This is a genomic window from Paenibacillus sp. Dod16, assembly GCF_049893405.1.
Lineage (GTDB): Bacteria > Bacillota > Bacilli > Paenibacillales > Paenibacillaceae > Paenibacillus_AQ.
This window is the reverse complement of sequence record NZ_JBNDYG010000081.1, coordinates 1-19,770: the sequence shown is the minus strand read 5'-3', so window position 1 is coordinate 19,770 and position 19,770 is coordinate 1. Positions and strand designations below refer to the sequence as shown.

Here is a 19,770-nt window from a genome sequence, read left to right as displayed (position 1 = left end):
TTTGTCCAAAGTCCCATGTGTTCTCCCCAACCTTTCTCTTACTTCCATTTTAATGGGTTTGAGAGTTTACACAATATATTTTACAGACTCTAATGTTAACTTTATAATCTAGTTGTATCGGCACATAATCCATTGAATTAGTTCTCTTGCCGGAAAATGCTTTTGGCAAACAACTTTAGCAAGAGATCTGGCATGTCTTTCCTATTCATGTTATGAATGATTCATACGACCTGTCATTGATGAAATGTGAGAAAATATTTTAATAGAGATCGAAATTATATGGCTATAATGAGAAGCCCTTACCCCTCCCGGGTAAGGGCTCTCTTCACTTCCCAACAAAACTGCTAACTCTTTATAGCCCCCATCATAATCCCCTTCACAAAATACCTTTGCACAAAAGGATACACCATGATGATCGGCAGCGTGGCGACCATGGTCACCGCCATTCGAATGCTTTCGCTGGAGACCGGGATCCGCTTGGAGCCCTGCGCCAGCTGCTGGGCATCGGACATCATGCCGGCGGTTTGGAACTGGTTGAGGATTTTGACCAGGACGGCCTGCAGGGTCTTCAGCTCCGGCTTGTAGGTATACACATAGGAGTCATACCAGGAGTTCCAGTGGCCGATGGCCAGGAACAGGCCGATCGTGGCGAGCACCGGCACGCACAGCGGCATGATGATGCGGAAGAACGTCTGCAGGTCGTTTGCGCCGTCGATTTTGGAGGATTCCTCGATCTCGCCGGGGATCTGCTCCATGAAGGTGCGCACCAGAATCATCAGGAACACGCCGATTAAGCCAGGGAAGATGTAGACCCAGAAGGAGTCGATCAGCCCCAGGGATTTAATGATCATATACGTCGGGATCAGCCCGCCGCCGAAATACATCGTGAACACAAAGAAGAAGGAGAAGTATTTCCACCCGAGCAGATTGCGCTTGCTGAGCGGATAGGCGAGCAGCGTGATGAAGAAGATGGATGCCGCCGTCCCGACGACGGTCCGCAGCACGGTGATCTTGATGGCGCTCCAGATCTCCGGATTCCGGAAGATGGTCAGGTAGCTCTCGATGGTTGGCACGCGCGGCCAGAAGTACAGGTTGCCCCGCATCGTATCGGTCGCATCATTCAAGGAGATGACCAGGATGTTCCAGAACGGATAGAAGGTCACGAGAAAGATGCCGGTCAGGAACAGGTATAAAGAGGCATCGAAGATACGCTCGGGCACGGTTTTTTTGCTTAACATGGATGTACCTCCTTATGGTTTAGAATAGGGACTGCCCGTTCAGCTTCTTCGCCGTATAGTTGACGATGACCACGATGATGAACGCGACCACGGAGCTGAACATGCCGACGGCTGCCGCATAGGAGAACATGCCGTTCTGAATACCATAGCGGAACGAATAGGTGGACAGGACGTCGGAGTAATCCCGCGTCAGGTCATTGCCGAGCAGGAAGTGCTGGTCGAAGCCCGCGTTCAGGATGCCGCCAAGCGCCAGAATCAGCAAAATGACAATCGTTGGCTTCAGGTGGGGCAGGGTGATGTACCGGATCTGCTTAAAACGGTTGGCGCCGTCCACCTTGGCCGCTTCATAGAGCTCCTGGTTGATGGACGAGATGGCCGCCAAATACATGATCGAGCTGTAGCCCATATCCTTCCACGTATTGCCGAGCGCCACGATCCACCAGAAATACTTGCCGTTCTGCAGGAATAAAACGCTTTCATCGGTAATGTGTAGAAATTTCAATATGCCGTTCATCGCGCCGTCCGAGGAGAGCAGGGTCACGATGATGTTGGCCGCGATCACCCAGGATATGAAATAAGGAAGATAGGAGGCGGTTTGCACCGTCTTTTTGAATTTCACGCTCTTGATCTCATTAATCGCGATGGCGATCAGGATCGGCATCGGGAAGGAGAAGAGCAGCGTGATCAGCGTGGAGGCCAGCGTATTTCGCATGACGATCCAGAAATCGCCGTTGTTGAAGAAGTAACGGAACCATTCCAGGCCGACGAATTCGCTCGTAAACAGGGTCGACCAGAAGCCGCCGAGCGTCGGCTGGTAATTGACGAAGGACATGTATAGACCAACCATGGGCGTATACGCAAACACAATGGCCCAGATCAGTCCGGGCAGCATCATCAGGAATAGATACTTCTGCTGCTTCAGCATGGCCCAGCGGCTTTTTCGATGAGGACTTAAGTTTAAGTCACTCCGCGTCTGTAAGGTTGTAGCAGGTTTCATATGGGGCACCTCGCATCTCAAGTTAACTCAAATTATAAGACTCCGAAAAAATAAGTGTCGATATGACAATGTAACGATCGATGCTTGAAAATGACTTACATCGCTATTTCCCATAGTTAAAAAAACGAAATCGCTATAATATTAAGGGATAAAGCCGACACAGGGGGTATGAGCATGTATAGCATTTTTCTCGTTGATGACGAAGAGCTGGAGCTTGAGATGATCCGAGATTATATTCGTTGGGAAGAGATGGGGATATATGTAGCCGGAACAGCCCTGAACGGCAGGGATGCCCTGGAGAAGATCGAGGTGATTCAGCCCGATATCGTACTGACGGACGTCCAGATGCCCGTTATGAACGGGCTTGATATGGCGAAACGGGTGAGTGAGTTATTCGACTGGATTCAGTTCGTCTTCCTGACGGGACATGATGAATTCAATTATGTGAAGTCGGCCTTAAACGTGGGAGCCGTCGGCTATTTATTGAAGCCGCTGGATCTGAGCGAAATTGTAAGCGTTATCGATAAAGTCAAACGGCGCTGCGAGGAAGTGCGGATGAAGAACCGCTCCATTCGCGTGACCAAATCCAATATTGTACGAGAGATGATATTCGAGCAGAACGAGGAGCGATTCCGAAACCTCGCTGCCAGCTACCATAAGCTGTCCCGCCATACGGAGCCGAGAACGTATACCCTTACGCTGCTTGGCATCGATGCTCCGCACGCTGCACAGCCGGGGCTGTCCCTCGAGGATGGCATGGCGCGCCTGCAGACGCATATGGAGGAGTGGCTTGCGGACAAGAAGTTGGAGGCGGATCTAGTCATCTGCCGGGAAGGCGAGCTGGGCATCTTCATGGATGCCGCCAGCCATCTGAGCCGCTTTACGTGGGAGGATCTGCTGAAGCAGATGCAGAATACGCTGGGCTTTACGATGACCGCGGCCGTGAACGAGGAGCCGGAAGAGCTGTCCCGCATCCAGGATGTATACCGCGGGACGCGGCAGATGCTGGAGGAGATGTTTTACGTCGGGAACGGGAGAGTCATCTATGCCAAGGACGTGTTGCGGCAGCTGGAGAGCGGGCAAATTCCTCCTTTCCAAGAGACGGCCTATTTCGAGGACATTCATCAGCTGGCGTCCGAGCAGGCCGCGCAGAAGCTGCGGGATTACTTCAACCGGCTGGTCATGCTTCGAATCCGAAAAACCGAAGTGTGCGACTTTGCCATCGGACTGGTGGAGTCTCTGCTGGAGGGGATCCACGAACCGATCACGGAGAGCCACAAGCGGGCGGAGCTTTACCATGCCATCTATCAGTGCCGAACCATTATTGAAATCGAAGCGATCATCATGGATTTTGCCGGGCATGCGATTCGGGCGCTGGAACACCGGTTCATGGACAAAAATGCAAGGCTGGTGCACCAGGTGCGCACGACGATCGACCAGACCTATCACCAGGCCATCACGATCAACAGCTTGTCCGATCAGGTATATCTGTCTCCCAACTACCTGCGTTCCATCTTTAAGGAGAAAACCGGCATGACGATCCATGATTACCTAACGAGAATCCGGCTGAACAAAGCCAAGGAGCTGCTGCACGACGATTCGCTCAAAGTGCAGGACATCGCCCAAAGGGTCGGTTATGAGAGCACATCCTACTTCATTTCCTTATTCTTAAAAAGCCAAGGAGTTACGCCGAATGAATACCGCAAAAACATCTAGCCAATCCGGCCCATGGAGCCGTCTGGCAGGGGCTTTCCCGTTCGCGCACTTGCGCGCATACACCAATTGGCGGCTCCGGCACAAGTTCTTTTTCATCTTTCTGATCGTGATCATCCTTCCGTTCTCGCTGCTGATCTATTATTCGTATTCTTCGACCCGCAGTACGATTACGGAGCATACCTATACGGCCTTGGGCGGATCGCTGGCACAGATTAACACCAACGTGGAGAAGCGGCTGGAGTATTACAATCAGCTGTCGAACATCCTCTACATGGATGCGCAGCTCCGCAATTATCTGTCTACCGATTATGAGCAGGCGTACTATTACCTGGATGCCTTCCAATATATCAACCGGACGCTGCCGTCCCTGATGACCCTGAATGCCAACATTCTGGGCATCACGATATATACGGGGAACCATACCCTCTATTCCGACGGCCAATACGTCAAATATACAGAAGAGCTGCCCCGGGCGATGGAGGAGCAGGTGCTGGATGCCGCCGGCAATACGGTGTACTTCCATTCCGGAAATTTCAAGGCCAATGATGCGTATATCACCATTGCCCGTTCGTTAAGTTATTTCAGCCTGCAGCATCCGTACGGGATTTTGACCATGGACATTAATGCGAACGAATTCTACTCCCTGATCAAAATGGAGAACGACAACAAAAGCGTCTATATTATCGACGAGTTTGGCGGCGTGATCAGCACGGGGGATCAGAGCCTCCAATCGAACCAGCTGTTCGACGTGTTTCCGATTCAGGAGCGGATGACCCAGGATGCGGGCTCATTCGATATGAAGATTAACGGCCAGGAGCGTTTTTTCACGTATAAAAAGCTCAGCAACGGCTGGTCCACGGTCATCACCGTGCCCTACGACGAGCTGCTGGCCAATGCTAATCAGGCGACCAAGAACGTCATCTGGTTCTCCGTGCTGGCGATTGGCATTGCCATCCTGCTGATCTATTTTACGACCAAAGTCATGACCAAGCGCATCGAGGTGCTGCTGCAGCAGATCCGGAAGGTGGAGCGCGGGGATTTCCGGCTGTCGATTAAGCCGATGGGGCATGACGAGATCGGCCAGGTGTCCTTTGCGTTCAATAAGATGGCCTCGACCATACAATCCCTGATCCATGACGTATACGTGAAGGAGATCGCAAGGAAGGAGTCGGAGCTGAATACGCTCCAGGCCCAGATCAATCCCCATTTTCTGTACAACACCTTGTCCTCCATCTCTTCTCTGGCAATTAAAGAAGGGGCTATGCAGGTGTACCAGATGGTCAATTATTTGGCCAAGTATTACAGGGTGTCGCTGAATAAAGGAAAGCGCATCATTCTGCTGGAGCAGGAAATCAATCTGGTGAAGAATTATGTCGCGATCCAGAAGATACGTTTCCGGGACAAGCTTCATATGCATTACGACCTGGATGAGCAGCTGTTCGGGAACACGACAATCAAGCTGATTCTGCAGCCGTTCATCGAGAACTGCATCAATCATGCCATTGGGGACGAATCGGGAATCAACATTAACGTGAAGCTGCGGCAGGAGGGGGACGACATCTTGCTCCAGGTCATCGACGACGGCATCGGGATGAAGCCCGAACAGCTCGATCACGCGCTGAACAAATCGGATAATCTGTCGGGATACGGCGTGAAAAACGTGGATGACCGAATCAAGCTGACCTACGGGGACGAATATGGCGTCAGCATCTTCAGCCGGCTCGGCATCGGAACCGCGGTGACCATTCGGATACCTGTAATCTCCGATAGGCATCCCGCAAACGAACGGGACCCGCAGCAGGCATTACCCTGAATGAAAGACATTTTGCATCATGGATTGTAAGATTGCGTTATAGATCAATGAACTCCCGATTTTTACAATGATAGATATATTCGAGCTTTTGGATATGACGACCTTAGAAAGGGGTTCAGGGAATGAAGAAACTAAAATTGATGCTGGCAGCAGCGCTCGTTATGACAACGCTTTCGGCTTGCGGCGGCAACCAGAAGGCGGCATCGGGCGGAGACAGCGGTACGAATGCGGACAGCAGCGCGCCGATCACGWTAACCTGGTTTGACCAAAACACGGGGGATGCCTTTACCAATCCGGTCGCTAAAGTGATTACGGAAAAAACAGGCGTGACCGTCGAGATCCAGCAGCCTACGGGCAATCCGGTTGAGAAGCTGAATCTGATGCTGGCCAGCGGTGATCTTCCGGACGTTATTTTGATGAGTCGTGGAAGCGATATCATGAACAAGTATATTACCTCGGGCGCGGTGATCCCGCTGAATGACCTGATTGAAGAGCACGGACCGAATATCCAAAAAATGTACGGCGACACGCTCGCCAAAACGCGAAGCGAGGACGGCAACAATTATTATTTCTCCAACTGGTACGGCTTGGAGCAGTACCCGGTATTCGGATTTATGATGCGCATGGACATCATGAAGGAGCTGGGCGTCGGCGATAAGGTGAACAACGGCGAAGCGTTCACCGCGGAGGAGTTCGAGCAGCTGCTCGTCAAGTTTAAGGAGAAATATCCAACCATCGACGGAAAAGAGAGCATTCCGATGACGCTCAACGGCGAGAATGTCGGAGCGGTGACCGGCAGCTTCAAGGGCATGTATGGCATGATGCCGTATTACGAAACGAACGGGGAGCTGAAGAAGGACGTCCGCGATCCGCGCTATCTCGAAATGGTCAAATATCTGAATTCCCTTTACCGCAAAGGCCTGCTCGATAAAGAATGGGCAACGATGAAGACCAAGCAGTTCGAGCAGAAGCTCGGCAACGGCAACGTATTTGCCACGGCGGAAGCGCTCTGGAATGTAGGAAATGCGAATGCGCTGCTCAAAACCGAAGCAGCCGATAAGGCAACAGAGGAAGAGCGTCAGTTCTACCAATATAAAGTGCTGGCCCCGGGCGTGAAGCCGGAAGAGGCCACTTACGGACCGAAGAGCTCCCTGGGCTGGGACGGCGTTGCCATCAGCCGGTCCAACAAGGATCCGGTCCGGACGATGAAGCTGCTGGATTTCCTTGCCAGCGAGGAAGGCCAGTATCTGCTGATGTGGGGAGTAGAGGGCGAGCATTGGGACATGAAGGACGGCAAGCATGTGCCAAGACAAGAAGTGCTGGACGCCTTCAAGAAGAATTGGGACGAAGCTTCCCGTACGACGGGCATTCGCAAGTGGACCTGGATGATCAAGAACGGTCCCGGCGAGGACGGAACCCCGTATGACCTGATGGGCCGTTACCAGACCGATCCGGTCACGGATCTGGCGATCAAGAACCTGGCCGATACGTCGTTTGATACTGCGCCGTACGACAATCTGGGTCCGGCTGGCGGAACGCCGGAAGCCATTATGGAAACGAAGGTGAACGACACCATCAATAAATATTTCCTGAAGATGGCCCTGTCGCCGTCCGAGGACCAAGTGGTGGAATCCTATAACCAGATGATGGCCGAGATCGAGGCGGCTGGCCTGGCCAAGCTGGAGAAGATTTATACGGACAACTTCAACAAACGTCAAGAGCTGTGGGGCAAATAATCTGGCCAAGGGGAGTCAAAAGATGCTTCGTCTTTTGGCTCTCCTTTTTTTCTTGCGCAGGCAAAAACCATATCAACACGAATCGGAAGGATGATATTCTGTGACCATTCAATACCAAGAACAGTTTCGCGTGTTTGCGATACAAACCGATAACAGCTCCTATCTGTTCGGCATCAACGACAGCGGCAATCTGCAGCAACTCTACTGGGGGGAGCCGGTCGCGATCGAAGATGCGGCGCCGCTGCTGCGGCCGAGATCGCACAGCTCGTTTGATGCGGAAGTCCATTCGGAGGTGGAGGAATACAGCTTCTGGGGCGGAGTCAAATACAGCGAGCCCAGCCTGAAGGTCCGCATGCCGGATGGCGTGCGCGACTTGGCGGTTCGTTATGCCGGACACCGTACGCTGCAGACGGAGGGCAGAGAGACGCTGATCATCGTCATGAAGGACGAAGCGTACCCGCTTGAAGTGGAGCTGTCCTACCGGGCGATTCCCGAGTGCGATCTGATCGAACGTTCGGCCCGGATCTTCAACCGCGGCGAGGCGGATATCGTGCTCGAGAACGCGCAATCCGCGGCCTGGGTTATGCCCTATCTGGCGGATTACCGCCTCATGCACGTGACGGGGAAATGGTCCGGCGAATTTCAGCTGCGCAGCACCTTCCTCACGGAAGGAAAGAAGGTGCTGGAATCCCGCAGGGGTTTTACGGACAGCCATGCCAACCCGTGGTTTGCGATGGATGACGGACATGCCACGGAGTCGGCGGGGCAGGTCTGGTTCGGGGCGCTGGCCTGGAGCGGGAACTGGAAGATTACGGCCGAGCGGACGGTGTTCGATCATGTTCGGGTGACCGGAGGCATCAATGATTTCGACAGCGAGTGGGTGCTGGGAGCGGGAGAAGCCTTCGATACGCCCGGATTTGTCGGGGGATACAGCAGCGGCGGCTTTGGCGGGATGAGCCGGCGGCTGCACCGCTATCAGTATTCGGATGTCCTGCCGGGCAGCCAGACGAGACCGGTTCTGTATAACTCCTGGGAGGCGACGTACTTCGATGTCAATGCCAAGGATCAAATGGCTTTGGCCAAAAGAGCCGCGCGTTTGGGCGTGGAATTGTTCGTCGTGGACGACGGGTGGTTCGGCGGTCGCAACCATGATCGCGCCGGTCTTGGCGATTGGTTCGTAAACCGGGAGAAGTTCCCGAACGGTCTCGGCGAGCTGATTGACAAGGTGCATGAGCTCGGCATGGATTTCGGTATCTGGGTAGAGCCGGAGGCCGTCAATCCGGACAGCGACCTGTACCGCGAACACCCGGATTGGGTGTACCATTTCGAGACGCGGGAGCGCTCGGAGCTTCGCAATCAGCTGCTGCTGAACATTTCGAAGCCGGAGGTTAAGGCCTACATTCTGCAGTTCATGACGGACCTGCTGGAGAAGCATGACATCAAGTTCATTAAATGGGACATGAACCGGACCGTAACCGAACCCGGCATGAAGGATCATCCGCTTCACCGCCAGAAGGAAATATGGATTCGCCACGTTCAGAGCCTGTACGAGATCTGGGCAGAGCTGCGGCGCAAATTCCCGCAGGTGGCGTTTGAAACCTGCGCCGGTGGCGGAGCGCGCATCGATCTTGGCATCTTCCGGTATGCCGACCAATCCTGGCCGAGCGATAACACCGATGCCTTTGACCGCCTCAGCATTCAGGAGGGCTTCTCGTACACGTATGCTCCGCGGATGATGACCTGCTGGGTAACGGAGTCGCCGACAGGGATGAATCGCCGACAGGTCTCCCTGAAATACCGCTTCCACAGCGCCATGATGGGAACGCTCGGCATCGGCTCCAACCTGAATGAGTGGAGCGATGAGCTGATTGCGGAATCGGCCGAATTTGTCGCACAGTATAAATCCATTCGCCATCTGGTTCAGTTCGGCAGCCAGTATCGCTTGAACTCGCTTCGGCATAAAGGCGTAACGGCCGTGCAGTACGGCAGCGAAGACGGCAGCGACAACGTGCTGTTTGCGTTCATGCACAGCCAGAAGCTGGGCGAGCCGCTGCCGAGACTGCGGCTGACCGGACTGCAAGCCGATCAGTCGTATGCCATTGAGGGACTTGATGGAACGTGGAGCGGCAGGGCACTCATGAACATCGGAATCGAGCTGCCGCTGCGCGGGGATTTTGACAGCTTGGTGTATCGGATTCAGATCCAACAATAGATCATAATGTACCCGGAGCGAAGCACGCCGTGTTGTCTGATAGACAATGCGGCGTTTTTTTGCCGTTGACTTCCACGTTAACGTCAATGTTATGAATATATAGGATCGCATCATGACGTAAGGGAGGAACGATATGTGGATTACCATTCTGGGATTAGCCTTGCTGGACAGCCTTAGCTTTGCATCGATCGTCGTGACGATTTTTTTATTGTTATCTAACGCCTACGGTCCTGCTCGAATTATGGTGTATCTGTTGACCGTGGCCGTTTTTTACGTTTTGCTGGGCATAGCACTTATGAACGGGGTAGGGGCGATTTTTCAATTTTGGCTGTCTGGCTGGAAGGAGCATGCTGTCATATCGTACATGCAGCTATTACTCGGGATCATCCTCGTGTTGATTGGCGTGAGGCTGGATAACAAACCGAAAGGAAGGAGCTATAAGCTTGAACGAATCAGACCGCAGGATACGTATCCTTCCATGATGAAATTAGGCATCACGGTATCCATGATCGAGGCTGTGACGATGTTTCCCTTTCTGTCTGCCATCGGGCTAATGACATCGCGCGGACTCGAGGTTTATGAGTGGATGCCTATGCTGGCTGCATACTGTGTGGTCATGATTGCACCGCCGTGCTTGCTGCTTACGCTCCGATATCTAGTGGGAGACAAGGCTAACGGAGTCCTGTTGAAAATCAATCGAAAAATCGAACCGTATACTCAAGAAGCTCTTGCCGTAATTGCTATCATCGCCGGAATCTATCTCATGAGCGACGCTTCTGATGTTGTATTCTTTAATGGAGAATGAAAACTATGGAAGATAAGGGAGCCCTGGCATAATGTATTCTATTGGAGAAATGATTCATAAAGTCAATATCAGCCGCAGAACGCTGCATTATTATGATGAGATCGGACTCTTGAAACCGACGATTTCAAGGGAAAACGGCTACCGTTATTACGATGATCGAGCCATCATCAAACTCCAAACGATCCTGTCCTTGAAATCCATGGACTATTCGCTGGAGCAAATCAAAGCGTTATTCGATGAACAAACACCGGCAGAGGAACTTGCCGTGGACCCATGGATCCCGTTACTGCAAGCCCAGATCGAGCAGGCCTCGAAGAAGATTGATGATCTGAAGCGAAAGCAGTTTATATTGAGAAGTGTGCTTCAAACGATTGAAATGTCGGGGCGGCGAAATGATGAGCATGTTTTTAGCATCATCGAAAGAATCGACAGTCCGCATTTTGTGGATCACGAGATTCCGGCCACGTTTCCAGTCGATGTATTTACCGAAGAGGAGATTGACGCGCTTAGGGAGCTTCCCTTAATCGGAAGCGAGGACCCGCGCATATTAACGGCTTTGGAGCTTATCAAGAAGACTCGCAAGAGCATGCGCGCCGATGAAGACGCTCCTCTGGTTGAGGATTTGGCCGAACAATGGAAGGTGTGCATATCCAGCTGGTTTCATGGCAATGAGGAACTGCAGTCCAAATATTTTCGCTTCATCGACTCAGCCAGTCAGGAATCGCCGCTGATCTATGGCATGGATGAAGAAGTGGTTCGCTATATCGATCGCATCATGGATCATTCTACGAACCTGGGAGGTGACAAGGAACATGAATCTGGAAAAAGAAATGGGTAATCGTAAGGATTTCAAGCAGCATCTCGCCTTGTTCATCGCTGTTCACATCATCGTTAATTTCTGGCTGCGGATGGACACCCCGTTCCTATCCGGTCTCCAAGAGTCCATCCTAACGGGGAAGATCTGGTTCTATCATGATGAGTCGGGGATATTCGTCACAATGATCTGGTTGATCTTTATCGTCGTCCAAGGTGTGTACGTATTCTCCCGAGGAAGCGACGCCAACAAAGAATAGGGCAGCGACGTTGCTGAAGCGCGGCCGCCGTAAAGGACCATCATGATATAGCAATAAGGGGGGCTACCCCTTCCGGGTATCTCGGTATTCGGAAGGGGATTTTCCCATGATTTTTTTGAACAGCCGCGAGAAATAGTAGGGATCCTGGAAGCCGAGACGGTGGCTGATCTCCTTGACGCTCTGGCCGGTCAGGTCCAGATGCTGGCAGGCCCGCTGGATTTTGAGCCGCAGATAGTAATCGATGGGGGAGTAGCCCGTCGCTTCCTTGAACCGGAAGGTGAAGTGCGGTATGGACAGGTTGGCGTAGGCGGCCAGCTCCTTCAGGCTCACATGCCCCTCCAGATGCTCGGTCATGAACCGAAGCGTCTGCTCCATATCATGCTTGTTATCCTGGTGTTGCCTCCGCTGCGGGTGAAGCCGGGCGAGGCGGATCACGGCCGCCAAGTGGCCGGCGAGCTGCGAGACATGGATGATATGGTTCAGCGTATACCCTTTTTGCAGCAGCTCGTAACTTTCCTGAAACAGCTCCACGATGCTCCTTGACTGGTCAACCGGAACGACGGCCGGTTCGGCTGCGTCGGTAAAACCCTCGAACAATAAACCTGCATGCGTCCCCTTCATATGCCACCAGTAAATGCTCCAGGGATGAAACTCCGATGATGCATATTCATGCGCCGTATCCGGCGGGATGACAACCGCCTGCCCCTTGAGCAGAGAATGGGTTTTGCCGCCGTTCAATCGATACCAGCCTTCCCCCTCCACGCAGTAGATCAAGATGTACGCACCGCTGCCCTCCGGGCGTTCCCGATAGTGATGCAGCGCACGCGGAAAGTACCCGATGTCGGTCACGTACAGAGGTTCCACAAGCGGATGCCGTGCAGCCTCTTTCATAATATGATCCGGGAGGACAACGATTTTCTGGGATTCGAATCCGTCTGGTTTTCGTATGGTATCCATAGCTTTACTATGAATCGGAACGGAATTGTTGTCAACCGGATTGAGCGTTATAAAATCAGAATATAATCCATCATCAACATGATATCGTCAATGGCTCTTCGGCAGGCCGGCTTATAAGATAGAGACATAACGCAGCCAACGCGGATGCTAATGGAGGGATGACGACTCATGACAAAACAACGGCAAGTGAGCGTACGGGAAGAGACCGTGGAGATTCCCACGTATGAAGTGGGGAAGCCGGACCTGAACCCGATGTTTTTGGAGAAACGGGTGTATCAGGGGAGCTCGGGGCGTGTCTATCCGCTGCCGGTCATCGATAAAATTTACGATGAGAAAGTATTAAAGCCCTACCGGATCATTTTCCTTGAAAATGAGTACGTGCAGATTCAGATCATGCCGCAGATTGGCGGCCGCATCTACCGGGCCATCGATAAAACCAACAACTATGATTTTGTATACCACAATCAAGTGATCAAGCCGGCTTTGGTTGGCCTTGCGGGTCCATGGATATCCGGGGGAATCGAGTTCAACTGGCCGCAGCATCACCGTCCGAACACCTATGGCGAGGTGGAGTGGAGCTTAACGGATCACCCGGATGGCAGCAAGACGGTATGGGTCGGCGAGATCGACCGGATGTACGGCACGAAGGTGTCTACCGGCTTCACGCTGTATCCGGGCAAGGCGTATCTTGAAGTTCACGCCCAAATGTACAATCGGACCTCGGAGCCGCAGACCTTTCTGTGGTGGGCGAATCCGGCCGTAGCGGTCAACGATCATACCCAATCCGTATTTCCGCCGGATGTTCATGCGGTGTTCGACCATGGGAAGCGGGACGTGTCCAAATTCCCGATCGCAACCGGCACGTACTATAAACAGGACTATTCGGCGGGCGTCGATATTTCCATGTACCGCAACATTCCCGTTCCGACATCCTATATGGCTTATCATTCGGATTACGATTTCGTGGGCGGATATGATCATGGCCTGAAAGCAGGGATTCTGCATGTCGCCAATAAACATATATCTCCCGGCAAAAAACAGTGGACATGGGGGCACGGCGAATTCGGCCAGGCCTGGGATCGCAACCTGACCGACGAAGACGGCCCGTACATCGAGCTCATGACCGGCGTGTATACCGATAACCAGCCCGATTTCACCTGGCTGGCGCCGTATGAGGAGAAAAGCTTCAAGCAGTACTTCATGCCCTATAAAGACATTGGGCTCGTGAAGAATGCGTCCATTGACGCCGCCGTGAATCTCGAAGTCCACGGTCGCAAGGCCGTTGTACATGCTTATGGAACCTCGGTTATCGAAGAGGCTCGCATTCTGGTGACCGGAGCGGGAAGCACCTGCTTGGATCGAAAAGTCAAGCTGTCGCCGGCCGATACCTTCCAGGCCGAAATCGAACTCTCCCCAGGTATGAGGGAGGAGGATGTGCGGGTCGCGGTATTCGCTGCGGACGGCAAAGAGCTGGTCGCTTACCAGCCCAAGCCGCGTACCTTGGAGCGAACGCCGGACCCGGCCACGGCGATTGGCAAGCCGGAGGACCTGAAGAATACCGAAGCGCTGTTCTTGGCAGGGCAGCATCTGGAGCAGTACCGTCACGCAACCTATGAACCGGAAGCCTATTATGTGGAAGGTCTTCGGCGCGATGCGGGAGACGCAAGGCTGAACAAGGCCTATGGTTTGCTCCTGCTGCGCAGAGGGTGCTTTACGCAGAGTGAGGTTTATTTTAAAAAAGCCATCGAAACCTTGACCCGCCACAACGCCCGGCCCTATGACAGCGAACCGTTCTATCATTTGGGCAAAGCCTTGAAGTGGCAGGGCCGTTTGGATGAAGCGTACGCTTATCTGTACAAATCGGTCTGGTCGGAGGCTTGGCAAGGGGCGGGATATCTGGCTTTAGCCCAGATTGCCTGCGAGAAGCAGGAATATGAGGAAGCGTTCGAGCTGATCGAACGGTCCCTGGCTGCCCAGTACCGTAATTATAAAGCGCGGCATCTCAAGAGCATCATTTTAAGAAGGCAGGGGCGCTTGACAGATGCGGCATCATGGCTTGAGGAAACGCTTAAGCTGGATCCCATGGATGCGGGCGCGATGAACGAGCTGGCATCCGTATATCAAGAACTGAAGCAAGGGGACAAGAGCCGGCATGCTTACGAATCGCTTGTCCAGCTCCTGCGCGATCATCCGCATAATTATATCGCCGTAGCTCAGGACTATGCGGATGCAGGCCAATATGGCGACGCTTTGGATGTGCTGCAGCGCATCGAACGCCTTACGGCATCTGCCGTCTATCCGATGGTTTATTACTACCAGGGCAGTGCACTCTTGAAAATGAACCGGGCGGAAGAAGCATCCGCTTGCTACCGATTGGCCTCGGAGGCCGATCCGTCGTACTGTTTCCCGAATTCCCTGCATGACTACGTGACGCTAAAGCAGGCGCTCAGCGTTCAGCCGCAGGATGCAAAGGCGTTGTACTACTTAGGGAATTTGCTGTATGACAAGAAGCGCTACGAGGAAGCCATAAGCAGCTGGGAAGCTTCGGTCGCTTTGGATGACAGCTTCGCTACGCCGCATCGGAATTTGGCCCTCGCTTACTATAACAAGAGACAGGACCACGACAAAGCAGTGGCATCCCTGCAAACCGCCTTCTCGCTGAATCCGGCGGACGCCAGGGTCTTCTACGAACTGGACCAATTGTATAAAAAGCTCGGTCATGCTCCGGCTGATCGCTTGAAAGCGATGGAAGAGCGCATGGAGCTGGTTGAGCAGCGCGACGATTTATTTCTGGAATATTTGACGCTTCACAATACGCTGAATCGGTATGAGGAGGCGCTGGCATTGATTTTGAAACGCAACTTTCACCCTTGGGAAGGCGGCGAGGGAAAGGTGCCGGCCCAGTATGTATTGGCCCGTGTGGAGCTAGCGAAGCAGCTGCTTCAGGATCGTCGCTGCGAGGAAGCCGTAGAGCAGCTCCTTGCCGCCAAGCAATATCCGCTCAACATCAATGAAGGGAAGCTCACGGGAACGCAGGAGAATAACATCGATTATTACCTGGGCTGCGCATACGAGGGACTGAGCTTGTCCGAAGAGGCGGAGGCGTGCTTCCTGAAAGCTTCGGAGGGGCTGGATGAGCCGACCAGCGCGATGTATTACAACGATCAGCCGCCGCACATGATATTTTATCAAGGGGCCGCGCTGCGAAGGCTGGGCCGGGAGAATGAAGCCCGCAGTCGGTTTAACAAGCTGATCGATTACGGGGAGAAGCATATATTCGAGACTCAGAGCATTGATTATTTTGCCGTATCGCTGCCGGACTTCCTGGTGTTTGATGAAGATTTGAACCGAAGAAACGAAATTCATTGCCGCTACATGATGGGGCTTGGGCATCTAGGACTTGGTGACCGGCAGTCCGCGGAAACCCTGTTCCGCGAGGTGCTGCAGCTGGAGTCTCACCATCAAGGAGCTGCGCTGCATTTGTCGCTTTGCAAGACGTTGATGTAAGAAATACTTCATGCTCAAGGGCCGTTATGAACAGTCCTTGAGCATTTGTGCATTCCGGGTGATGCGTTGATATAACGGAGGAGGATGACGATGATGATCTGGAGCAAAGGAATGCTGGATGGATATGAGGTTTGGACAGGGCGCACGGAGGTGATGGAGATGGCCGTAGTGCCTGAACTCGGAAGCAGGGTCATCTCGCTTCGCAATCGCAGAACAGGCCGGGAGTGGCTGGTGCAGCCAGCTGGAAAGCTGGACTCGAACGGGTATGCAAGCTCGTTCGGAAAGCGGGACGGTAGCGGCTGGGACGAAATGTTTCCTACAATCAATGTCTGCCGGTATCCCGCGTATCCATGGGCAGGAACGGAGCTTCCGGATCATGGCGAGGTCTGGTCCATTCCATGGAAGGCGCACAGCGAGGAAGAACGGCTTCACTGCAGCGTGCAGGGAATCCGAATTCCTTATCAGCTGCGCAAAACCTACTTCTTCCTCCGTGAAGATACCCTGCGGATCGATTATGCCGTTCATAATCCGAGCCCGTTCCCATTCTCTTTCCTGTGGGCCGCGCATCCGTTGTTTCAAATCGATGAAGGCGCAGAGATTATCGTTCCCAACGAGCTGAGGGAGATCATCGTATCGTACTCGGCGAACGGTCGATTGGGAGAATTCGGTGATATTCGGAAATGGCCGCAGCTATGGGTGGATAACTCCCATATCCGATTGAATCGAACGGCCAGCAGGCATGAAGCATCGGCGGAGAAGTTTTATTTTGCTGGCGAGCTGCCGGAGGGGACAGCCTCCATTTACGATCCGGTTGCGGGAGAAGGACTCCGCATGATGTTTCCTAAAGAGCAGGTGCCTTATCTAGCGATATGGGCGAACTACGGCGGTTATCAGGGACAGTACCATCTTGCGCTGGAGCCTGCGACGGGGCTGCTTGATGATCTCTCGTATGCCATGCATCGTCAGGCAGCAGCCGAAGTGCCGGCCGGTGGTACGTATACGTGGTACCTTGAGATTAGCTGGATTGATGATCAAAGAAGAAGCGAAGTCTTCTTGATCGACCGTGGACCGACAAATGCTTAAGCATAAGCCAATTCACGAATGCGCTGATTGGGATTGTCCGTAAATAATCCGCCGTGGTAACAGATCACGTTACGGATATCATAGTGAGTGAGCTTCTGCAGGGAGAGCTGGGCTAAAGCGAAATCAAAAGTGGTTGCCGGATCCGGCCCGATTAGTTGTCCCTCTCTGACGTTCAGCGCATCTGCGGCAATCAGGGTTTTGCTCGGTATATGATATAAGCTGGTATGGCCGGGGGTGTGGCCAGGCGTATGGATCACGATGATACCGCCGCCAAACGGCAGCCCCTCGCCGTCGCGCAACATGCGGTTCACTGGTGCTGTTGGAGGGTTCTCCAGCGTGTGTTTAAACGCGTTCCTCCACTCCGGCGGCACGTTATCCGGCATCGAAGCCAGCGCTTGTGTAATGGCCTCGGGCGATAGTTTGACAAGCCTTGTATCGCCTTCGATATAAGGTTTTTCGATTTCGCTGGCGAACACTTCAGGGGCGTAGTTGCTATGCTGGATCATGGCCGGTAAGCTGCCGATATGATCCAAATCCTGGTGTGTTATAATAATTTTGCTTACATCCTGAACGGAAATCCCGATGTGCGATAACTGCTCCTGAATGAGCGGGAACTGGCCGGGATAGCCGGTATCGATAAGCACCTGATTCTGATGATCCCAGAGGAATGTCGGATGGATCGTTTCGATTCGTCCCATCATGGCCGCTGATATGTTCAGCATATGAATGCCTTGATCGATTAACATGGTTACATACCTCCACTATATGGGGATTTATTCTCCCGATTTCAACTTCCAGAGAAGACTGAGCAGAAGTAGATTATCAAATCAGCAAAAACATGTAAATAGAAAAATATTATATCATAACACAAAAATAATTATTTGTCAATATATAATTCCTAGGCCAGAATCCTCGTTAATATATGAAATGTCCGGCCCGGATGCATAGCGTGATTCCAAGTCGTAGTCTGCTCATACGACTGGATTTCATCTCGCTATTGAGGAATATGTAATTGCTGGTATAATCCTTGAAAAGAGAAACGAAGTGACGCAGCAGATTGAAGAAGGAGAGGGAGCAGTGATGAATACGACGATTGAACTGAATAACGTAACCTGGCAACGGGAGCAGAAGACCGTTCTTACAGGCGTGGATTGGACCGTACAGCAAGGAGAGCATTGGGCGGTTCTTGGGCTGAACGGCTCCGGAAAGACAACCATTTTGAATATGATTAACGGATACATCTGGCCAACCAGCGGTACGGTTTCGGTGCTCGGGCATCTCTTTGGCAGGGTGGATTTAAGAGAATTGCGTAAGTCGATAGGCTGGGTCAGCTCCTCGTTGCAGGAAAGAATCCGACCGAGTGAGTCTACATTGGATGTCGTGATCAGTGGCAAACACGCTTCGATTGGCCTGTATCAGAAGGTGGATGAAGCAGACCGGGAGCGGGCCGATCAGCTTATGAAGGATTTCAATTGTATTCATCTGCTGGGTCGTACATATGAAACTTGTTCGCAAGGAGAGAAACAGAAGCTGCTGATCGCTCGGGCACTTATGGCTTCGCCGAGGCTGTTGATACTGGACGAGGCCTGTAATGGACTCGATTTTCTGTCGAGGGAAGCGCTGCTGTCCAGCATTACGGCACTGGCTTCCAAGCCCGATGCGCCGACCCTGCTGTTCGTTACGCATCATATCGAAGAAATACTGCCGATCTTCTCGCACTCCTTGCTCATCCGCCGGGGCACCGTGTTCGGGAAGGGGCGTTCCCGGGACATGCTGACCAGCGACAATTTGACCTCGTTTTTTGAGACGCCGGTCGAGGTGAGCTGGCAGAATGATCGGGCCTGGATGTCCATTCCGGACTTATAATGAACGCATTAAAAGCTCGCGAGATATTCATGGCCTAGGAGAGTGATCATTGTGCCAAATCGAATCATAGCGAATCGAAGGCTGTTCAATCAAGGGATAACAGGCATGAAGCATGAAACTCCGGAGGAAGCCGTCAGAAATCTCGGTGCTGTGCAAGCCCAGGATTATCACCAAGCGGTCTGGGGAATCGGTCTCCGTACGCAGTCCGCCAAGGTATCCGATGTGGAGCAGGCCCTGAACGATCGCAAAATCGTGTTGACCTGGCCGATGCGAGGGACGATATTCTTCGTACCGTCCGAGGACGCGAAGTGGATGGTGAAGCTGACGGAATCGCGCTTTCAAACGAATGACAAGAAGAAGCAGGCCGAACTTGAGCTTGATGAAGGTACGCTCCATCGATGCCGAACCATAATTGGCGACGCGCTGAGTGGTTGCACACCCGTATCCCGTCCCAGACTGATGGAACTGCTGGAGGAAGCGGGGATCAGCACCAAGAACGGCCGCGGTTATTATATTCTTGGATATTTGGGACGGACAGGCATGATCTGTTTTGGTCCGCATGAAGGCAAACAGCAGAGTTTCGTGCTGCTTGATGAGTGGGTCCCGAATTCAAGGGAGCTGACGCTCGAAGAATCGCTGGCGGAGCTGGCGCTTCGTTATTTTACCGGTCACGGACCCGCAACGATTCAGGATTTTGCGTGGTGGGTTGGGGTTATTTTACCGGTCACGGACCCGCAACGATTCAGGATTTTGCGTGGTGGGTTGGG

Annotated in this window: 15 protein-coding genes; 11 read left to right on the top strand and 4 right to left on the bottom strand. The window is 52.8% G+C overall.

What is annotated here, in order from left to right:
- Positions 1–344 precede the first annotated feature (344 nt).
- Positions 345–1,238, bottom strand: a complete 894-nt coding sequence (locus ACPV3A_RS36315) for a carbohydrate ABC transporter permease (protein ID WP_096776841.1) — start codon at positions 1,236–1,238, stop codon at positions 345–347.
- Positions 1,239–1,257: 19 nt separating this feature from the next.
- The gene (locus tag ACPV3A_RS36310; protein WP_194543725.1) at positions 1,258–2,235 is read right to left on the bottom strand and encodes an ABC transporter permease; all 978 of its coding nucleotides are present in this window, start codon (positions 2,233–2,235) and stop codon (positions 1,258–1,260) included.
- 174 nt (positions 2,236–2,409) lie between these two features.
- Between ACPV3A_RS36310 and ACPV3A_RS36305 the strand changes: the two genes are divergently transcribed.
- The 7 genes from ACPV3A_RS36305 (at position 2,410) to ACPV3A_RS36275 (ending at position 11,590) form a co-directional block, all read left to right on the top strand.
- Positions 2,410–3,951 (top strand): response regulator transcription factor, encoded by a 1,542-nt coding sequence (locus ACPV3A_RS36305; protein WP_426204740.1) that lies wholly within the window; start codon positions 2,410–2,412, stop codon positions 3,949–3,951.
- Positions 3,929–5,764, top strand: a complete 1,836-nt coding sequence (locus ACPV3A_RS36300) for a cache domain-containing sensor histidine kinase (protein WP_426204738.1) — start codon at positions 3,929–3,931, stop codon at positions 5,762–5,764. The genes ACPV3A_RS36305 and ACPV3A_RS36300 overlap by 23 nt, the downstream gene beginning before the upstream one ends.
- A 122-nt stretch (positions 5,765–5,886) precedes the next feature.
- Positions 5,887–7,500, top strand: a complete 1,614-nt coding sequence (locus ACPV3A_RS36295) for an ABC transporter substrate-binding protein (protein WP_426204736.1) — start codon at positions 5,887–5,889, stop codon at positions 7,498–7,500.
- 100 nt (positions 7,501–7,600) lie between these two features.
- Positions 7,601–9,712: an alpha-galactosidase gene (locus ACPV3A_RS36290; protein ID WP_426204734.1), complete on the top strand. Its 2,112-nt coding sequence runs from the start codon at positions 7,601–7,603 to the stop codon at positions 9,710–9,712.
- Between the two features lie 133 nt (positions 9,713–9,845).
- Complete coding sequence (locus tag ACPV3A_RS36285; protein WP_426204733.1) at positions 9,846–10,517, top strand: GAP family protein; 672 nt, start codon at positions 9,846–9,848, stop codon at positions 10,515–10,517.
- A 31-nt stretch (positions 10,518–10,548) separates the two neighbouring features.
- Positions 10,549–11,355 carry a MerR family transcriptional regulator gene (locus tag ACPV3A_RS36280; RefSeq protein ID WP_426204731.1) on the top strand — a complete coding sequence of 269 codons (807 nt, stop codon included), beginning with the start codon at positions 10,549–10,551 and terminating at the stop codon, positions 11,353–11,355.
- On the top strand, positions 11,330–11,590 hold the full coding sequence (locus ACPV3A_RS36275; protein WP_426204729.1) for a 2TM domain-containing protein: 261 nt from the start codon (positions 11,330–11,332) through the stop codon (positions 11,588–11,590). The genes ACPV3A_RS36280 and ACPV3A_RS36275 overlap by 26 nt, the downstream gene beginning before the upstream one ends.
- Positions 11,591–11,653: 63 nt before the next feature.
- Here ACPV3A_RS36275 and ACPV3A_RS36270 read toward each other — a convergent pair whose 3' ends face one another.
- Positions 11,654–12,547: a helix-turn-helix domain-containing protein gene (locus tag ACPV3A_RS36270; RefSeq protein WP_426204727.1), complete on the bottom strand. Its 894-nt coding sequence runs from the start codon at positions 12,545–12,547 to the stop codon at positions 11,654–11,656.
- Positions 12,548–12,715: 168 nt separating this feature from the next.
- Between ACPV3A_RS36270 and ACPV3A_RS36265 the strand changes: the two genes are divergently transcribed.
- Both ACPV3A_RS36265 and ACPV3A_RS36260 read left to right on the top strand, forming a co-directional pair.
- Entirely contained in the window at positions 12,716–16,054 is a 3,339-nt protein-coding gene (locus ACPV3A_RS36265) for a DUF5107 domain-containing protein (RefSeq protein WP_426204725.1), read from the top strand.
- Between the two features lie 93 nt (positions 16,055–16,147).
- On the top strand, positions 16,148–17,137 hold the full coding sequence (locus tag ACPV3A_RS36260) for a hypothetical protein (protein ID WP_426204743.1): 990 nt from the start codon (positions 16,148–16,150) through the stop codon (positions 17,135–17,137).
- On the opposite strand, the gene ACPV3A_RS36255 is transcribed toward ACPV3A_RS36260, so the two are convergent.
- On the bottom strand, positions 17,134–17,883 hold the full coding sequence (locus tag ACPV3A_RS36255) for an MBL fold metallo-hydrolase (protein ID WP_426204723.1): 750 nt from the start codon (positions 17,881–17,883) through the stop codon (positions 17,134–17,136). The two genes, ACPV3A_RS36260 and ACPV3A_RS36255, sit on opposite strands and share 4 nt — an antisense overlap.
- 334 nt (positions 17,884–18,217) lie before the next feature.
- Between ACPV3A_RS36255 and ACPV3A_RS36250 the strand changes: the two genes are divergently transcribed.
- Positions 18,218–19,003 carry an ABC transporter ATP-binding protein gene (locus ACPV3A_RS36250; protein ID WP_426204721.1) on the top strand — a complete coding sequence of 262 codons (786 nt, stop codon included), beginning with the start codon at positions 18,218–18,220 and terminating at the stop codon, positions 19,001–19,003.
- Positions 19,004–19,054: 51 nt separating this feature from the next.
- Positions 19,055–19,770, top strand: a 716-nt coding sequence (locus ACPV3A_RS36245; protein WP_426204719.1) for a winged helix DNA-binding domain-containing protein, incomplete at its 3' end; no start/stop codon positions are given.

Excerpts from the sequence above, each read along its gene's own strand:
- ACPV3A_RS36270 (WP_426204727.1), bottom strand. The coding sequence starts at position 12,547 with ATGGATACCATACGAAAACCAGACGGATTCGAATCCCAGAAAATCGTT.
- ACPV3A_RS36315 (WP_096776841.1), bottom strand. The coding sequence starts at position 1,238 with ATGTTAAGCAAAAAAACCGTGCCCGAGCGTATCTTCGATGCCTCTTTA.
- ACPV3A_RS36285 (WP_426204733.1), top strand. The coding sequence starts at position 9,846 with ATGTGGATTACCATTCTGGGATTAGCCTTGCTGGACAGCCTTAGCTTT.
- ACPV3A_RS36300 (WP_426204738.1), top strand. The coding sequence starts at position 3,929 with ATGAATACCGCAAAAACATCTAGCCAATCCGGCCCATGGAGCCGTCTG.
- ACPV3A_RS36310 (WP_194543725.1), bottom strand. The coding sequence starts at position 2,235 with ATGAAACCTGCTACAACCTTACAGACGCGGAGTGACTTAAACTTAAGT.
- ACPV3A_RS36275 (WP_426204729.1), top strand. The coding sequence starts at position 11,330 with ATGAATCTGGAAAAAGAAATGGGTAATCGTAAGGATTTCAAGCAGCAT.
- ACPV3A_RS36280 (WP_426204731.1), top strand. The coding sequence starts at position 10,549 with ATGTATTCTATTGGAGAAATGATTCATAAAGTCAATATCAGCCGCAGA.
- ACPV3A_RS36265 (WP_426204725.1), top strand. The coding sequence starts at position 12,716 with ATGACAAAACAACGGCAAGTGAGCGTACGGGAAGAGACCGTGGAGATT.
- ACPV3A_RS36260 (WP_426204743.1), top strand. The coding sequence starts at position 16,148 with ATGATCTGGAGCAAAGGAATGCTGGATGGATATGAGGTTTGGACAGGG.
- ACPV3A_RS36250 (WP_426204721.1), top strand. The coding sequence starts at position 18,218 with ATGAATACGACGATTGAACTGAATAACGTAACCTGGCAACGGGAGCAG.
- ACPV3A_RS36305 (WP_426204740.1), top strand. The coding sequence starts at position 2,410 with ATGTATAGCATTTTTCTCGTTGATGACGAAGAGCTGGAGCTTGAGATG.
- ACPV3A_RS36255 (WP_426204723.1), bottom strand. The coding sequence starts at position 17,883 with ATGTTAATCGATCAAGGCATTCATATGCTGAACATATCAGCGGCCATG.